11 protein-coding genes are annotated in these 14,235 nt (G+C 72.6%); 9 read left to right on the forward strand and 2 right to left on the reverse strand.

Annotation, left to right across the window (positions count from 1 at the left end):
- Positions 1 to 32 precede the first annotated feature (32 nt).
- From AC3IYI_RS14135 to AC3IYI_RS14170, 8 genes are all read left to right on the forward strand, one after another.
- Positions 33 to 1,016, forward strand: a complete 984-nt coding sequence (locus AC3IYI_RS14135; RefSeq protein WP_489410514.1) for a ScbA/BarX family gamma-butyrolactone biosynthesis protein — start codon at positions 33 to 35, stop codon at positions 1,014 to 1,016.
- On the forward strand, positions 1,013 to 1,690 hold the full coding sequence (locus AC3IYI_RS14140) for an HAD family hydrolase (protein WP_489410515.1): 678 nt from the start codon (positions 1,013 to 1,015) through the stop codon (positions 1,688 to 1,690). Before AC3IYI_RS14135 ends, AC3IYI_RS14140 begins: the two co-directional genes overlap by 4 nt.
- Positions 1,687 to 3,459 (forward strand): FAD-dependent oxidoreductase, encoded by a 1,773-nt coding sequence (locus AC3IYI_RS14145; RefSeq protein ID WP_489410516.1) that lies wholly within the window; start codon positions 1,687 to 1,689, stop codon positions 3,457 to 3,459. Before AC3IYI_RS14140 ends, AC3IYI_RS14145 begins: the two co-directional genes overlap by 4 nt.
- Positions 3,459 to 5,768: an MMPL family transporter gene (locus tag AC3IYI_RS14150; protein WP_489411530.1), complete on the forward strand. Its 2,310-nt coding sequence runs from the start codon at positions 3,459 to 3,461 to the stop codon at positions 5,766 to 5,768. Before AC3IYI_RS14145 ends, AC3IYI_RS14150 begins: the two co-directional genes overlap by 1 nt.
- Positions 5,743 to 6,843: an NAD-dependent epimerase/dehydratase family protein gene (locus AC3IYI_RS14155; protein WP_489410517.1), complete on the forward strand. Its 1,101-nt coding sequence runs from the start codon at positions 5,743 to 5,745 to the stop codon at positions 6,841 to 6,843. The genes AC3IYI_RS14150 and AC3IYI_RS14155 overlap by 26 nt, the downstream gene beginning before the upstream one ends.
- A complete protein-coding gene (locus AC3IYI_RS14160; protein ID WP_489410518.1) occupies positions 6,840 to 8,015 on the forward strand; it encodes an alpha/beta hydrolase in 1,176 nt (391 codons plus the stop codon). Before AC3IYI_RS14155 ends, AC3IYI_RS14160 begins: the two co-directional genes overlap by 4 nt.
- A gap of 100 nt (positions 8,016 to 8,115) precedes the next feature.
- On the forward strand, positions 8,116 to 10,398 hold the full coding sequence (locus AC3IYI_RS14165) for an MMPL family transporter (RefSeq protein WP_489410519.1): 2,283 nt from the start codon (positions 8,116 to 8,118) through the stop codon (positions 10,396 to 10,398).
- Between the two features lie 25 nt (positions 10,399 to 10,423).
- Complete coding sequence (locus tag AC3IYI_RS14170) at positions 10,424 to 11,755, forward strand: metallophosphoesterase (protein WP_489410520.1); 1,332 nt, start codon at positions 10,424 to 10,426, stop codon at positions 11,753 to 11,755.
- A 166-nt stretch (positions 11,756 to 11,921) separates the two neighbouring features.
- Here the strand turns inward: AC3IYI_RS14170 and AC3IYI_RS14175 are convergent, their stop codons facing one another.
- Positions 11,922 to 12,347: a phospholipase gene (locus tag AC3IYI_RS14175; protein ID WP_489411531.1), complete on the reverse strand. Its 426-nt coding sequence runs from the start codon at positions 12,345 to 12,347 to the stop codon at positions 11,922 to 11,924.
- A gap of 324 nt (positions 12,348 to 12,671) precedes the next feature.
- Here AC3IYI_RS14175 and AC3IYI_RS14180 point away from each other — a divergent pair, with 324 nt between their 5' ends.
- Complete coding sequence (locus tag AC3IYI_RS14180; protein ID WP_489410521.1) at positions 12,672 to 13,217, forward strand: YbbD-related protein; 546 nt, start codon at positions 12,672 to 12,674, stop codon at positions 13,215 to 13,217.
- Here the strand turns inward: AC3IYI_RS14180 and AC3IYI_RS14185 are convergent.
- Positions 13,124 to 13,894 (reverse strand): nucleoside deaminase, encoded by a 771-nt coding sequence (locus AC3IYI_RS14185; RefSeq protein ID WP_489410522.1) that lies wholly within the window; start codon positions 13,892 to 13,894, stop codon positions 13,124 to 13,126. The two genes, AC3IYI_RS14180 and AC3IYI_RS14185, sit on opposite strands and share 94 nt — an antisense overlap.
- Between the last annotated feature and the right edge of the window lie 341 nt (positions 13,895 to 14,235).

Consider the following 14,235-nt stretch of genomic DNA (forward strand, 5'->3'; position numbering starts at 1 on the left):
CGGTCCCCGCTCTCGTCTCTTTGGAGAAATCGATGACCGGTCCAGCGCAGCAGGACGAGCTCCGTTCCGCTCTCAGATACGACAGCACCGTCCCCCGTGCCATGGTCCACCGCGCCGCGATCGCCGAGGTCTTTCTGACCGATTCCCGCCGGGTGCCGGATCAAACCGACACGTACGAGGTGGCGGCCCAGCTGCCCCGCGCCCACATCATGGGCGAGCAGTCCGGCACCCACGACTTCCTCCTGCTGATCGAAATGCTGCGGCAGGCCGGGGTGTTCCTCGCCCACACCTACGAGGACGTCCCCCTGGACGAGTCCTTCATCTTCCGCCACCTGCAGACCGAGGTGCGCGACCAGTCGGCCCTGCGCACCGGTGACCGGCCGGCCCGTGCGGTCGCCACCCTCACCGTCCTCCCGCAGCGCAAGCGCAACGGCCGGGTGCAGGCCATCGACTTCTCCGGCTCGCTGGCCATCGAGGACCGGGACGCGCTCCGGTGCAGCGGCGGCCTGGCCTTCTTCACCCGCGGCGTCTACCGCGCGCTGCGCGAGCGCCGCCGCAGCACTCTGGCGGACACCATCGGCGTCCTCCCCACCCACGTGGCCGCCGCCCCCGCCTCGGTGGGCCGTCGCGACCCGTACAACGTGGTGATCACCCAGCCCATCGCCACCGGGGAGAGTGCGTTCGCCGCCACCGTGCTCTCCGACACGACGCATCCCCACCTCTTCGACCACCAGCTCGACCACGTTCCCGGCAACCTCCTGCTGGAGGCCGCCCGGCAGCTGGCCGCGGCCTCCGTGTCCTCGCTGCACGCCATATCGGCGCACGGTCTCCAGGTGACCTCGATGGACGCGCAGTTCCAGGAGTTCGCGGAACTCGACCTCCAGACCCGTGCCGTGGCCCGCGTGGAGCAGTTCCGGCTGAACGAGTCGCTGGGCAGGCTGGTCGTCCCGGTCGTCGTGGACATCCTCCAGCAGGGCCGCGTCGTCGCCTCGTTCCGCCTGGAGGTGGCGCAGTGACCTCCCGCCACATCACCACCGTCGTGGTCGACTACGGCGGCGTCCTGACCAATCCGCTGCACGACACCTTCGCGGCCTTCGCCGAGGCCGTGAACGTGCCGCTCCCCGAGCTCCAGGGGGCCTTCGCGCGGGCGGCACAGCGCCACGGCCGCAGCCCGATGGCGGACCTGGAGACCGCTTCGTGCACCGAGCGCGAGATGGTCGAGCGGATACTCGTCGAGCTGCCCGGCCACAGGACGTACGCGGAGCTGCTCGGCGGACAGGAGTTCGGCGAGGTGTGGTTCCGCGCCCGGACCGTCAACGAGCGGCTGGTGCGGTTCCTGCGCGAACTGCGCCGCAACGGCTACCGAACCGCCCTGCTCACCAACAACGTCGTGGAATGGGGCCCGCGCTGGCGCGCCCAGCTCCCGGTGGACGAGCTCTTCGACGCCGTCGTCGACTCGTCGGCCGAAGGGGTGCGCAAGCCCGATCCGCTGATCTACCGGCGGCTGCTGGAGCGGCTGCCCGCGGCGGCGCACGAGTGCCTGTTCCTCGACGACCTCGACGAGAACTGCCAGGCAGCCGCGGACCTCGGCATGCTCGCGGTCCACTTCACCAGCACCGACGAGGCCATCGACCAGATCGTGGACCTGCTGCGTTCGCGCGGCGGCTCCTATGCCAGGAGCCTCGTATGACGCAGACCGACACCGTTCTGATCGTGGGGGCCGGGCCCACCGGCCTCACCACGGCCTGCACGCTGCTCCAGCACGGAGTGGACTGCCGGGTGATCGACCGCAGGAAGGGCCCGGCCAGCGAGCCCAAGGCCCTGATCCTGTGGAGCGGCGCGCTGGAGGTGCTGCGGCGCATCGATGTCGCCGACGCGCTGGAGAAGCGCTCGCTGCCCCTGTCCGGCGCGTCGTACTGGTCCAACGGCCGGCGCACCGGCGGGGTCCGCTTCGGCGCGCTGGCCGACACGGCGTTCCCCCACCCGCTGTGCGTACCGCAGTCGGTCACCGAGGGCGTGCTGTACGACCGGCTGCTCAGGCTGGGCGGCGACGTCGAGTGGGACACCGAGCTCGCCGAGGTCCAGATCACCGACCCCGCCCCGTCCGAGCGCGGCGGCGGACTCGCCCCCTCCAACGTCTCGGTCACGCTCTCGGTTCCCGGTACGGGCTCCCCCGCCCCCTTCTCGCCGCACTGGCTGGTGGGCGCCGACGGCACGCACAGCAAGGTGCGCGAGGCCGCCGGGATCTCCTTCGAGGGAAGTACGTACGCACGTGACTTCCTGCTGGGTGACGGCGAGTTCAGCGGTGGCCTGCCCGAGGGCGAGGCCCAGTACCACCTCACCCCCGAGGGGGTGCTGGTCGTCGTACCGCTGCCCGGCGGCGGGCACCGCGTCTTCTTCGACCGCGACGCCACGGGCGAGGTGCGGCCGCCGTCCGACGAGGACCTCCAGGAACTGCTGACGGCCCGCGGGCCGAAGGGCTGGAAGGTCGACTCGACCTGGTGGCGCAGCACCTTCCGGGTCCACACCAAGGTGGCCGGGACGTTCCGCGCCGGTCCGGTCTTCCTCGCCGGGGACGCCGCCCACTGCCACAGCCCGGCCGGTGGGCAGGGCCTCAACACCGGGGTGCAGGACGGCTTCAACCTGGGCTGGAAGCTGGCCGCGGTGATCCACGGCGCGGATCCGGAACTGCTGGACAGCTACGAGGCGGAGCGGCGGCCCGCCGCCCTGCGGGCGCTGCGCAACTCCGACCGCCAGACCCGGCTGTGGATGCTGCGCAGCGGCCCCAAGCGGGTGCTGCGCGACACCCTGCTGAAGGTGGCCACGGCCACCGGGGCACTGGACCGCAAGATCGTTCCCGAACTCGCCCAGCTCGATCCCGGTCTGGAAACGAGCCCGGCGGTCCCGGGCGCGCTGCCGAAGGCGGACCCCCGGGGCGCCACGGGCGCCACGGGCGCCACGGGCACCACAAGCACCACGGGCACGAGCAGCACCACGGGCACCAAGAGCGCCAGGCGTCCGCGCCTGCTGCGGCCCGGGGCGCGGCTGCCCGACAGCCCGTGGCAGCCGCTGCACGGCACCGGGGCGCCGTCGCTGCACGAGTTCCTCGCGGCCGGCCGGCACGCCCTGCTCGTCGTCCAGGGGGGCAGCGCCGACCTCGCCGAAGCCACCGCCCGGGAGGCCGCCGAGCTGGCGGCCCGCTCGTCGGTGGGGTCCCGGACGGACGTCGTGCTGCTCACCGACCACCGGCCCCGGGGCGGATGGGACACCTCGGCCCCGTACGCCCGGGCCGTCGACGTCGGACGGAAGCTGACCGCACTGGCCGAAGCCGAACAGCGCCCCCTGGTCATCTACGTACGCCCTGACGGCGCGGTCGGCGCGTGGTCCTCACACCCCGATCTGACGCTGCTGACGGCCGGGGTGTCCGTACTCGGCGCCACCGTGGAAAGCGTGGCGTGATGCTGAGGCTCCTCGGCGCGCACATCGTGCGCCGGCCATGGCTGTTCCTGGTGGCGGCCCTCGTGCTGGTCCTGGACGCCCTCCTGCTCGGGGCGGACCTCCCCGACCGGCTCGGCAACGGCGGCACCACGGACCCCGGTTCGGAATCGGCACGCGTGCAGCGCGTACTGGAGGCGCACTACCCGGAGCAGCAGCCCAATCTCGTCCTGCTGGTGTCCGTGCCGGAGGGCGCGCAGGTCGACGACCGCGCGTTCGCCGCGCAGGGCGCCGCGCTGGCCGAGCGGCTGGCCTTCGAGAGGCCGGTCGTCGGTGTCGTCTCGTACTGGCAGACCGGGCTCGCCGAGCTGCGCTCCCACGACGGCCGGCAGGCGGTGGTCGCCGCCCGCATCGAGGGCGACGAGAAGCAGGCCCGCGCGGCGCTGGAGGAACTGGCACCCCGGTTCCGCGGCGAGCAGGGCGAGAAGGGTCAGAGCGGCGACAAGGGCGGACTCACCGTACGGATCACCGGCCAGCTCGCCGTGCAGAACGAGATCCAGAGCACCGTGGCCGAGGACCTGGCCCGCTCCGAGCTGATCGCCCTGCCGCTCACCCTGATCGTCCTGGTCTGGGTCTTCGGCGGAGTGCTCGCCGCGGCGCTGCCGGTCCTGGTGGGCCTGGTCACCGTCCTCGCCACGGGCGCGGTGCTGCGGATCATCACCGGCTTCACCGAGGTGTCGGTCTTCGCACAGAACCTCACCACGGCACTGGGACTCGGCCTCGCCATCGACTACGCGCTGCTGATCGTGCGCAGGTTCCGCGAGGAGCTGGACGCCGGGCTGGTCCCCGGGGAGGCCGTGCTGCGCACCGTGCGCACGGCCGGCCGGACCGTCCTGTTCTCGGCGCTGACCGTGGCGGTCGCCCTGGCGGCGATGCTGGTCTTCCCGCTCTACTTCCTGCGCTCCCTCGCCTACGCGGGGATCACGGTGGTGCTGGTCTCGGCCCTCACCGCGCTGACGGTGCTGCCCGCGGTGCTGGCGCTGCTGGGACGCCGGGTGGACGCGCTGACCGTGCGCCGCCGGGGCCGTGCGGCCACGCCGCCGCCCAAGGGGCGGGTGACGGAGCTGGTGATGCGCCGTGCGCCGCTGGTCACGGTGGCGGTGACGGGCATCCTGCTGGTGCTGGGACTGCCGTTCCTGAACGCCCGGTTCGGCACCGCCGACCACCGTCAGCTGCCTGCCGCGAGCGAATCGCGGATCGCCCAGGAGACCCTGCGCGAGGACTTCGACGACCTGCCCGAGGGTTCGATCCCGGTCCTGCTGCGTACGGGCGGAGCCTCCTCCACTGATGCGCGGGCCACCGCGGACCGGATCGCCGGGAAGCTGTCCGCGCTCGCCGGGGTGACCCGGGTCGAGTCCTCGGCCGGCACCTACCGCGACGGCGTCCGCTCGGAGGTCCCCTCGCCCGCCGACTCCGGTCGCCGGACGGCGGGTTACGACCTGCTGACGGTGGTGGCCGAGGACGACACGGCCGCGACCTCGGCCGCCCACCAGGAGCTCGTGGGGCAGCTGCGCGAGGCGGCCGGGTCCGACGGCGCCTCCGTGGGCGGTCCGGCGGCCGAGGTGGTGGACAGCAAGGCGGCCATCGGCCGGGGCCTGGTCCCCGCCCTCGGCTTCATCCTGGTCGGCACTCTGGTGCTGGTCTTCCTGATGACCGGGAGCCTGGCGCTGCCGCTGCTGACGATCGCGCTCAACGGCCTCAGCCTGACCGCCATGTTCGGTGCGGTGGTGTGGGTGTTCCAGGAGGGCGGCTTGTCCGGGCTGCTGGGCTTCACCGCGACCGGGGATGTGGAGGCGACCCTTCCGGTCCTGATGTTCTGCGTGGCCTTCGGCCTGTCCATGGACTACGGGGTCTTCCTCGTCGCCCGGATCAAGGAGCACTTCGACCGGACCGGCGACCACCGGGAGGCGGTGCTGCACGGCATGCGCACCACCGGCGGGCTGATCACCGCGGCCGCCGTGGTCCTCAGCGTGGTGTTCGTGTCCATCGGCCTGTCGCGGATCACCAACACCAAGATGCTCGGCCTCGGTGTCGCCCTGGCCGTGCTGGTGGACGCCCTCGTCGTACGGACCCTGCTGGTCCCGGCGGTGCTGGCGCTGCTGGGCCGTCGCGCCTGGTGGGCACCCGCCCCGCTGCGCCGGATCCACCGCCGCCTCGGGCTGCGCGAGGAGCCCGAGGCGCTCGCCCCGGAATCACCGGAGTCACCTGCATCCCCGGCATCACCGGACGGCCCTGAAAGGACCTCGCATGACCGCGAACCCGCCGCCCTCTGAGCCGGCCCCGCAGTACCCGGCGCTGGGCGCCGTGCTGGTCACCGGAGCCACCGGGCTGCTCGGCCACGCCGTCGTCGCCCGGCTGCTCGCCGCCGGGTGCGAGGTGACCGCGGTGGTCCGGGACCCGGAGCGCGCCGCGTCGCTGCTGCCGCGGCATCCCGCGCTGCGGCTGGTCGTCGGGGACGTCACCGACATCGACAGCTACGCCGGCGCCCTGCACGGGATGGACGCGGTGATCCACACGGCCGCGTACTTCCGCGAGTACTACCAGCCGGGCCACGACCTGGACCTGCTGTACCGCACCAACGTGGACGCGGTGGAGGAGCTGCTGAAGGCGGCGGTCGACGCCGAGGTGCCCACGGTGGTGCAGACGAGCTCCATCGCCGTGCTGGGCGGCGGCGACGTCCGCTCGCCCGCGGACGAGCAGACCCCGAACGGGGACCCCGACCGGGGAAACCACTACCGCGCGAGCAAGATCCGTGCGGAGCGGATGATCGACGGCTTCGGCGAGAAGTACGGGCTGCGCGTGCCGCTCGTACTGCCCGGCTGGATGTGGGGCCCCGGTGACTCCGGACCCACCTCGGCGGGGCGGCTCTTCCTGGCGGTGGCGCGCGGTGAGATCAAGGCGCTGCCCACGGCGGGCAACCACGTGGTGGACGCCCGCGACGTGGCGGCCGTCTGTGTCTCCGCGGCCGCGCTCGGAACCGGCGGCCGGCGCTACATCGCGGGCGGCAGTTGGTATCCGCTGCACGAGATCTGCGCCGCCGTGGTGCGGGCGACCGGCACCGGGACGGTGCCGCGCAAGCTGCCCCCGCCGGCCGCGATGGCGATCGCCTCGGTCCTGGAGTGGCAGGCGAAGGCGCGCGGGGCGGCGCCCATCGCCACCCGGACCGGCATGCGGACGCTGCTCGAAGGACACCACCGGAGGGTTTCCTCCGCCCGCGCCGTCCGCGAACTCGGCGCGAGTTTCCGACCGTTGGAACAGACCGTCACGGACCAGGCCGCCTGGCTCCGCGCACGAGGAGAACTGCCGGCCGCCACTGCGGCGCCGGTACGAGAGGCGAGGAGTTCATGAGCATCATCAAGCGGGTCGCCGTACTGGGCGCGGCCGCAGCACTGCTGGCGAGTCCGGTGCTGGCGGCCGTGACCGCCGCCGACACCCCGGCCGCGGCCGCCGCCGGCGCATCGGTGAACGTATCCGCTGCGCCGTCCCCCGCCGAGGCCGAGGCGGCCGCGAAGGAGACCGCTGCGCGGCTCGCGGCTCAGCACATCGTGGACGTGCCGGTCTCCTTCACCGTGCGCAACACCAACGGCAGCAAGACCGGTTGCCGCACCAGCGGCGGAACCCACCGGATCAGCGGCCACCTGACCGCGCCCGCCTCCGTGCTCTCCGGCGGGAAGCGGGCGGTCACGCTCTACCAGCACGGGATCGCGGCGGGCGAGTGGTACTGGCGCCTCGACGTGCCCGGCTACCACTACGCCGAGGAGCTCGCCAAGCGCGGCCACGCCTCCGTCACCATCGACCGCCTCGGCTACGGGGCCAGCGACCGCCCCGACGGCTTCGACACCTGCATCGGCGCCGAGGCCGACATCGCGCACCAGATCGTGCAGCAGCTGCGCGCAGGGGCGTACGCCCTCGAGGGCAAGCCCGCCGAGGGCCCCGCGACGGCGCAGGGCTTCGACACGGTCACCCTGGCCGGGCAGTCCAACGGCGGGCAGGTCGCCCAGATCGAGGCCTACTCGTTCGGTGACATCGACGGCCTGATGATCATGGACTGGACCGACCGGGGCCTGACCCCCGAGGCCAACACCCGCTTCTTCAGCGCCCTCCAGAGCTGCATGGCCGGCGGACAGCCCAGCCGCGAGCCCTCGGACCCGAGCGGCTACGTCTACTACGACCTGGGGCCCGACCAGTTCCGCCGGGGCAACTTCCACGACACGGAGGAGCGCGTCATGGACGCCGCGGCCCCGCACCAGAACCGTCACCCCTGCGGCGACATGAGCTCACAGCTCGACTCCGTCTTCACGGACCTGAAGCACCTGGCCTCGGTCAAGGTCCCGGTCCTCCTCGTGTACGGGGACGACGACGCCCGCGTCACCGGAGGCGCCGCCCACCAGCGGCTGTTCACCGGCGCCCAGAGCGAACTCGTCACCATCCCGGGAGCCGGGCACTACGCCACGATGGCCCGCTCGGCGCCCGCCACCTTCGACCGGATCGACTCCTGGCTCGACGCCCGCGGTCTGTGACCCCTGCCCTGCCCCCTCTTCGCCCCTGCCCCCCACAGTTCCCCCTTCATCCAGAGAGCTGAAAATGCCGAGAACACAGCAGTCCCCTCGCAACAACCCCGTGGAACATCCCCCCGCACTGCAGCGCTGGGGACGGGTGACGGCCGCCCGGTCCCGGCTCGTGGTCTGGGTCGGCATCGGCCTGGCCGTACTGGGCCTGGTCCTGGCCGCCGGCACCATGAACCGCCTGGTCCTCAGCCGCTTCGAGACCCCCGGATCCGAGTCGGTCACCACCCGCGCCGTCCTGGAGAAGGAGTTCAAGGCGGGCACGCCCAGCGTGCTGCTGATGGTCACCGCCAAGCAGGGCGGCGTGGACGATGCCACCGTCGCCTCCGAGGGCCGCGCCCTGGAGCGGGAGCTCGCCGGGCAGGCCGGAGTGGCCGAAGTCTTCTCGTACTGGTCGCGGGGCAACTCGCCCACCATGCGGGGCACGGACGGCAAGCAGGCCCTGATCATCGCCCGCCTGTCGGGCACCGTGACCGAGGCCCGGACCAGGCTGGCGGACATCTCACCGGCCTTCACCCGGGACAGCGCCCAGGTGAAGGTCCAGGTCGGTGGCGGTGACGAGGTGTTCCGGCAGGCCGCCGAGCAGTCCCGCAAGGACTTCCTGCGGGCCGAGATGATCGTCCTGCCCCTGGTGCTGCTCCTGCTGTTCGCCATCTACCGCCGGTTCTCGGCCGCCTTCCTCACCCTGGGCATGGGCCTGTTCTCGGTGATCACCACACTGGCGCTGATGCGCGGTGTCACGTACATCACCGACGTCTCCACCTTCGCCGCCAACCTGGCCCTGGTGATGGGCATCGGGCTCGGCGTCGACTACAGCCTCTTCGTCATCAACCGGTTCCGCGAGGAGCTGCGGGCCGGCCGGTCCGTCCCCGAGGCCGTCGAACAGTCCGTCGCGAACGCCGGCCGCACCGTCGCCTTCAGCGGCCTCACCGTGATCCTGTCGCTGGCCGCCCTGCTGCTCTTCCCGTTCCCCTTCCTGCGCTCGTTCGCGTACGCCGGTATCGCCACGGTCCTCACCTCGGTCTTCGCGGCCCTGGTGATCCTGCCCGCCTCGCTGGCCCGCCTCGGCCACAAGGTCGCCCGCAAGAACGAGAACACCCGCCCCGAGCAGGGCTGGTGGCACCACACCGCGCTGCGCATGATGCGCCGCCCGCTGCTGTACGGAATCCCGGCGCTGGTGGTGCTGCTGGGGCTGGCCTCGCCGGCGCTGGGTCTCACCTTCGGCGTGCCGGGTGCGCAGGTGCTGCCCAGTGACGTGTCCAGCCGGGTGGTCCAGCAGCAGATCCTCGACAACTTCGCCGCCGAGGAAACGAGCGCGATCAAGGTCCTGCGTACCGGCCAGGCCGGGACCGACGCCAACCGGTCCTCGATCGAGGCCACGGCCACCGAGCTGTCCCAGGTCGACGGCATCCATCAGGTCGACGCCCTCACCGGTTCGTACGCGAAGGGCCGGAAGATCGCCGAACCCGGTGAGTCCTCCCGCCGGTTCGCCAGCGAGCGCAGCACCTGGTACTCGGTGGTCGCCACGCACCGCACCGTCGCCCAGGACATCGACCGGGCCCACTCCGAGATCCGCTCCGTCGCCGCCAAGGGCGCCGAGCCGGGCTCGGTGAAGATCGGCGGCTACCCCGCCGAACTGAGCGAGTTCCGCTCCGAGCTGGTCGACCGGCTGCCGCTGGTCTTCGGGCTGATCCTGGTGACCACGTTCCTCGTGCTGTTCCTGATGACCGGAAGCCTGCTCCTCCCGGCGAAGGCCATGCTCCTGAACACCCTGAGCATGGGCGTGATGTTCGGCGTCCTCGTGTGGATCTTCCAGGAGGGCAACCTGGCCGACCTGTTCGGCTTCACCCCGAGCGGCTCGATCGAGCCCAGCATCCCGATCCTGATGTTCTGCGTGGCCTTCGGCCTGTCCATGGACTACGAGGTCTTCATGCTGTCGCGGATCAAGGAGGAGTACGACCTCACCGGCGACAACGCGGGCGCGGTGGCCGCGGGCCTGGAGCGCAGCGGCCCGCTGATCACCTCGGCGGCGGTCATCCTCGCGGCCTCGTTCGCCACGTACGCCTCGTCCGAGATCGTCTTCCTCAAGATGCTCGGCATCGGCATGGTCGTGGTCATCCTGGTCGACGCCACGCTGATCCGCGCGGTCCTCGTACCGGTCTCCATGCGGCTCGCCGGCAAGGCCAACTGGTGGGCCCCGGCGCCCCTGCGCGCGTTCCACGACCGGTTCGGCATCTCCGAGTCGTCGGCCCCGGCCTCACCCGCCGCCAGTGCCACTGCCACTGCCTCCGGGCAGCCCGACACGGCAGGGGTCGGCGTCCGCGCCGACCGCGCCTGATCCATCCGGCGCGAGGGAGAGAGACATGCTGGGATTCGGAGTGACGGCGCTCATGCTGGTGGGCTCCGCCGCCGTCCACTACTACCTGTGGATCCGCCTGGTCCGTGACACGACCAGGCCGGGGACGTCCGTGCGGCGGCTGGGCACGTGGGGGGTGGTCCTGTCGGCGCTGCTCGCTCCCGGGACCCGGATCCTCACCCCGCTGTTCGATCCCTCGGACGGAGGGGGCGGCCGGTTCCTGGCGTGGCCCGGCTACGTCTTGATCGGAGTGCTGCTCTACCTGCTGCCGACGCTCGTGATACTCGAACTGCCGCGGGCGCTCGCACTGCGCAGGTGGCGGCGCGCCGGGCAGCAGGCGGATGCGACGGCGGTACCGGTCCCCGTGTCGGCGTCGGTTTCGGCGCCGTCGTCGGCCCCGTCGTCGGCCTCGGCCTCGGCGTCGGCCTCGGCACCGGCCGCCGGGCCGGCGGCCCAGCCGCCGCCGGTACCCGCCCCGGCGGAGGCGGAGGACCGCCTGGTCGGCCGCCGGCTCTTCCTCGGCCGGGCGGTGGGCACCCTGGCCGGGGCCACCGCCCTCGGCACCGTGGGCTACGGCATGTCCTCGGCGCTCGGTGACCCGCTGATCAAGCGCGTACCGGTCACCCTCTCCAAGGTGAACCCGCGCCTGGCCGGTCTGCGGATCGCCGTCGTCAGCGACATCCACCTGGGAGCGCTCCTCGGGCGCTCCCACACCGAGCGGATCGTCCGGATGGTCAACGGGCTGCAGGCCGACCTGGTGACGATCGTCGGCGATCTCGCCGACGGAACGGCGGCCCAGCTGGGGCCTGCGGCCCGGCCGCTGAAGGGTCTCGAATCGCGGTACGGAAACTTCTTCGTCACCGGCAACCACGAGTACCTCTACGACGGCGTCGAGGACTGGCTGGACGAGATGCGCAACGTCGGTGTCCGCCCTCTGGTGAACGAACGCGTGGAGATCCGGCACAACGGGGCCTACCTCGACCTGGCCGGGGTCGAGGACCTCGCCGGGGAGGACTACGGCCGGGGGCCCGACCTCGGGAAGGCCCTGGGCGGACGGGATCTGTCGCGTCCCGTCGTGCTGCTCGCCCACCAGCCGGTGTTCGCCGACGAGGCGGCCCGGCACGGGGTGGACCTCCAGTTGTCCGGACACACGCACGGCGGCCAGATGTTTCCCCTGACCGCGATCACGAAGCTCGCCAATCCGGTCAACTCCGGGCTCGGCACGGTGGACGACACCAAGGTGTACGTGACGAACGGGGCGGGCTTCTTCGGCCCACCGGTCCGGGTCGGCGCCCCGGCGGACATCACCCTGCTGGAACTGCGCTCCCCGCTGTCTTAGCCCGCGCAGCACCATGCCCCAGGACCGGCCCCGGCGATCTCCGCCGGGGCCGGTTCCGGCGTTTCGTCCTGGCCCGGCTGGTGCGGCAGGGGCAGGGCAGGGGCAGGCTCAAGGCGCCGCGGCTGCCGCCGCGTTCGCCGGCGGACTGTGGAATCGGTCCGGAGGGCTACTCGAAGGCCTTGACGGCCTGGTAGTAGGTCCACGCGGTGCCGTCGCAGGAGGCCTTGCGGGCACCCGAGTAGCGTGCGCAGACGCTCTTCAGGTCGGAGTGGAACATCTCGTCCAGCCGGGGCTTCGCCGCCGGGAACTCGCCCGCGGCCTTGTAGTTGCGGTAGCCGAAGTCGTGCCGGGCGCAGGCCGTCCGGAAGGGGAAGCCGAAGGGGTTGTCCGGGGACGTGGTGCAGTAGTCCGTGGTCCAGTCGAAGCCGTACGGCTCCCACTCGCCCCGGTTCCCGCGCGCCGCGGCCCACGCGGTCTGGCTGGCGGTGCCCGGCTGCGTCCAGCCGTTCAGCACCTGCGGCTTGTCCTGGGGAACCTGCGGGGCCTGCCGGGCCGCGGACGCCGGGGGCGCGAAGGCCAGTACGGCGGCCACGGCGCCGGTGACGAGGGCGGACACCCGGGCTCCGGTCCGGGCGGGGGCCGGGACCGGGGCCGGAACGGCTGGTGCAGGGGTGGGAGCGGGGGTGGGAGCGGGGCGGCGGGGCACGCATCCTCTAACGAGGGCTGCCCCCACGGGTGTCGGGGTGCACGCGCGGGCGCCCGGCTTGCTTTCCGCCTCGCGAGGGATCCGGATCTCTGCCGGTGGTCAGCTCGGGACCGGTACTCAGGTATGAGCCGATGTCACCCTTCCGGCAGAGAGTCGGTTCAGCCTCGGGAGGGACGCGGACTACGGCCGCCGCCGCGAATACTCGTAGACATGAACCGCCGTCCTCTCGTCATCGCCGCCGCCACCGTGGGAGTCCTCGCCACCGCTGCCATCGCCCTGCCCAACCTCCCGCCCAACCCCCTGACCGATACGATCAACGACCGGGTGTTCAAGGAGAAGGGCATGCGCTTCGCGACGGCCGCCGACGCTCCGACGCGTGGGGAACGGGCGCACGGAGAGGCGACCTGGGTGCTGCCGCGCTGGGTACCGAAGGACGCGACCGACGTGCGAATAATGGCGCGCACCGACGGTGAGGCCCGGCTGCTCCGCTTCACGCTGGGCGCGACCCCGCTGGACGGCCCACAGTGCTCGGCGGGCACGCCGAGCAAGCACGCGGGGACGGCGCTGGAGGCCAAGTGGTGGCCGGCGGGCACCGGGTCCGAGGAGCGGCCCGAATGCCGTGACGGCTACCAGTACCAGGTCACGGTGCGCGGCAAGGAGGTCTACGCCTGGACCGACGGCACCCCGTCTCCCGGGGCAGGGGCGGGTACGCGGGGTGGCACCCCGGTCCGGCAGGTGTCGGCCACGACCCCCTGATCCCGGGTGAGCCCGCGGGTGTCGGCGAGCGTGCGCAGCTCGCGGGCCGCCGAGAGCTCCGCGAGACGGGCCCAGTGGGGGCGCAGCCAGTCCTCCGGTGAGGCGGCCGTCGGCAGACCCGCCGGCAGGTTGTCGTGGAAGGCGGCGGTCTCCGGTTCGACGGCCCGGTGGTGCGTCAGGATCCGTGGTTCCCCGGGGCCGTCCGAGGCCACGGCCACGCTCCGCAGGAACATGGCGTTGGCCACCAGCAGCCAGTGCGTCCGGCCGGGGTCGGCGCCTGCGCCGGAGCCGTTGTCGCTCGACAGCGCCCACGGGTCCGGGGCCAGGTACCGCACCCGCCCGACGCCGGTGAACTCGGCCGCCGCCGCGCACATCGAGCACGGCTCCTGGGTGCTCCACAGCGTCGTCGTGCCCAGGTCCCGGCCCGTGCGGGCGGCCCCCAGCGCGTTCATCTCAGCGTGGGCGAGCGGCGTCCCGCGCAGCGGCCCCGTGCCCGGGCCGTCCTCGTACGCCTCGTTGCGCCCCTCGGCGACCGGCTTCCCGTCGGCGTCCGTGAGGACCGCTCCGACCGCCAGGCCTCCGGCCGCGAGCGACGCGTAGGCGAGGGTGAGCACCCTGCGCAGAGCCTCCGGCGCGGCGCGCCACTCCGTGTCGACATCGTGCTCCCCGTGGGCCATCCGGCCATTATCGCCACCGCCGTCACACCGCCCCTTGAACCCTCACCTCGCCTTCCCCGCCGCCTCGCCTTGCCCACCGTCTTCGCCTTCGCCAGCACCTTCGCGGCCGCCCCGGCACTGCCTTGGCCTCTGCTTCGTCCCTGTTCGTCGACCCTGGGGTCACCCCGTTCGTCACCGTCGGCGGCGCCTCACTCGTCACGGCTGGCGGCGACGTGATCCTCATCGCCATGGGCGCCTCATTCGTCGCCGCTCTCGGCACCGCTATCCGAGTTCTTGCGCAGTACTCCGCCCTTTAGGGCGGAGGTGAAGCGCATCCTTGGCCCGGAGGCGCGAAGCGCCGG

It is taken from the genome of Streptomyces sp. GL_148 (assembly GCF_057834205.1).